The organism is Abditibacteriota bacterium (assembly GCA_017552965.1).
Classification (GTDB): domain Bacteria; phylum Armatimonadota; class UBA5829; order UBA5829; family UBA5829; genus RGIG7931.
Genome location: JAFZNQ010000021.1, coordinates 1 through 2,143 on the forward strand (window position 1 = coordinate 1; position 2,143 = coordinate 2,143).

General features: G+C 61.4%; 2 protein-coding genes. Both read right to left on the reverse strand.

All coding sequences use genetic code 11. From position 1 onward, the window contains the following. Window positions 1-200 precede the first annotated feature (200 nt). Complete coding sequence (locus IK083_02945; protein MBR4748514.1) at window positions 201-1,172, reverse strand: aldo/keto reductase; 972 nt, start codon at window positions 1,170-1,172, stop codon at window positions 201-203. Further along, window positions 1,169-1,753 (reverse strand): flavin reductase family protein, encoded by a 585-nt coding sequence (locus tag IK083_02950; protein ID MBR4748515.1) that lies wholly within the window; start codon window positions 1,751-1,753, stop codon window positions 1,169-1,171. Before IK083_02950 ends, IK083_02945 begins: the two co-directional genes overlap by 4 nt. Between the last annotated feature and the right edge of the window lie 390 nt (window positions 1,754-2,143).

Here is a 2,143-nt window from a genome sequence, read left to right on the forward strand (position 1 = left end):
GGCCCCCCCCCAATGCCTGACGGCATCGGTCCCCCCGTAGATCTCTGAGCGTCCTTGGCAGAGCCAATGGCGCGAGATGACGGCAGAGCGCTCTTCCGCTCGGCGGAGAATGAAGAGTGCTCTGCTCCCTTCCTTGTCATCCCGGCACACGGTATTTATAAAGCCTTGGGCAGGCGCGCAGCGCCTGCCCAAGGCGCCTTTTACTCCGGCAGCGCCCCCACTATTTCGTGGGGCGCGTAGGGCTCTTCCAGATACAGCACGTCTTCTGCGGTCAGCGTCAGATCCGCCGCCCGGACGGCGTCATCAAAGTGGGCCGCTTTTGTGGCGCCGACTATCGGCGCGGCCACTCCCTTTGCGTAGTGCCATGCCAGGGCGACGCAGGTCATGGTGACCGAGTATTTTTCTGCCAGGGCCGCCACGCGCTCTATGATGAGCATGTCGTTGTCCTTTGCCCGGTCATACTTGTTTTTGAGTACCTTGTCTGTGCCGCTGCGCCTGCTGTCCGAATCCCATGTCCTGCGGGTCAGGTGTCCGCCCGCCAGGGGGCTGTAGGGGATCAGCGACACGTTGTATTGACGGCACACGGGTATCAGCTCCCGTTCGTCCTCACGGTAGAGCAGATTGTAGTGATTCTGCATGGCGGAAAACAGGGTCCAGCCGTTTTGTTCGGCGGCTGCCTGCATGTTGTGGAACTGATAGCCGTACATGGCCGAAGCGCCTATGGCCCTGACCTTGCCGGCCGCGACCAGCGAATGCAGCGCTTCCATGGTATCCTCAATGGGGGTGCCGTAGTCAAAGCGGTGTATCTGATACAGGTCCAGGTAGTCCGTCTGCAGACGGGCGAGGGTGCCGTCTATCTCCCGGAGTATAGCCTCTCTGCCCAGCCTGCCTTCGTTGAAATACACCTTTGACGCCAGCACGGCCCTGTCTCTGGGGATGCCCAGGCTGCGGAGGGCCCTGCCGATGTATTCCTCGCTGGTGCCACCGCTGTAGCAGTTGGCCGTGTCTATGAAGTTGACCCCGCGGTCAAAGGCCCGGGCGATCATATCCCGCGTGGCGGCGGGGTCCAGCGTCCATTGGTGAAAAGCCTCCGAGGCCTGCCCGAAGGACATGCCCCCGACGCATATCCGCGACACTTTTATGTCAGTGTTGCCGAGAGTGGTGTATGTCATTTGCCCTGAGCCTTTTTCATCATCTCTTTGCCGGCGTTCCAGGCCTTGCCGGCCCTGGCGCCCGCCGTGTAGTAGCCTGAACGGAACTGGTCAAATATGAGGGCGTCCAGCTTTTCCGGGTCCACCTTGCCGTCCTCCGCCAGCACGCTGTCGTCGGCGCTGACGTTCACTATGCGCCCGATCACCCCGTGAAAATGGTCTGTGGACACGATCTCCGCCAGCTCGCACTCCAGCGCCACGGGAAACTCGGTGACTATGGGCGCGTTGACGCGGGCGCTCCTGACCGCGTGATAGCCGGAGCGGACAAACTTGTCGGGCATCTTGTTGCCCGTGGCAATGCCGAAAAAGTCGGCGCCGTCCATGTGCGCCCTGTCCGCGATGCTCACGGTAAAAGCCTTTGAGACGCGCACGTTTTGAGTAGTCTTGTGGTCTTCGTCGATGCACAGGGCTATCTTGTCCATGCCGCATATGGTGCCCCAGGCGGCGTTCATCACGTTGACCGTACCGTCGCCGTCATACGCGGCCACCATCAGTACCGGCATGGGGAATACAGCCGGCAGAACTCCCAGATCTTTTCTCATCAGTGTCTCCTTGCAATATACTTTTTGTGATCCCGCGGGCAGCCTGCGGCGCCGCCGCAGCAGGGCAGGGGGCAGTCCCAGGCGTGTCCCCGCACTTCTATTTTAACACATATTGAGCCATTCTCCGCCGTCATCCCGGCTCTCCGCCGTCATCCCGGCGGTCGCGACTTGTTCGCGACCGTTGGAGATCTGTGGGGGGACCGACGGCTGAAAGCCGTTGGGGGGGCCACTCGGCGGAGAAGGACCAAGTGTCGGATCCAGTCCTCCCGGGCCTGTCCCGTTCAAACACAACGTCACTTCGGCGGTGAGGGCGTTCTGCTCTCACCGGTAAGAAGTCCCCTGTGATAGAAGGTCGAGCCACGTCCATGGACCGGCCCAACGGGACAGAGA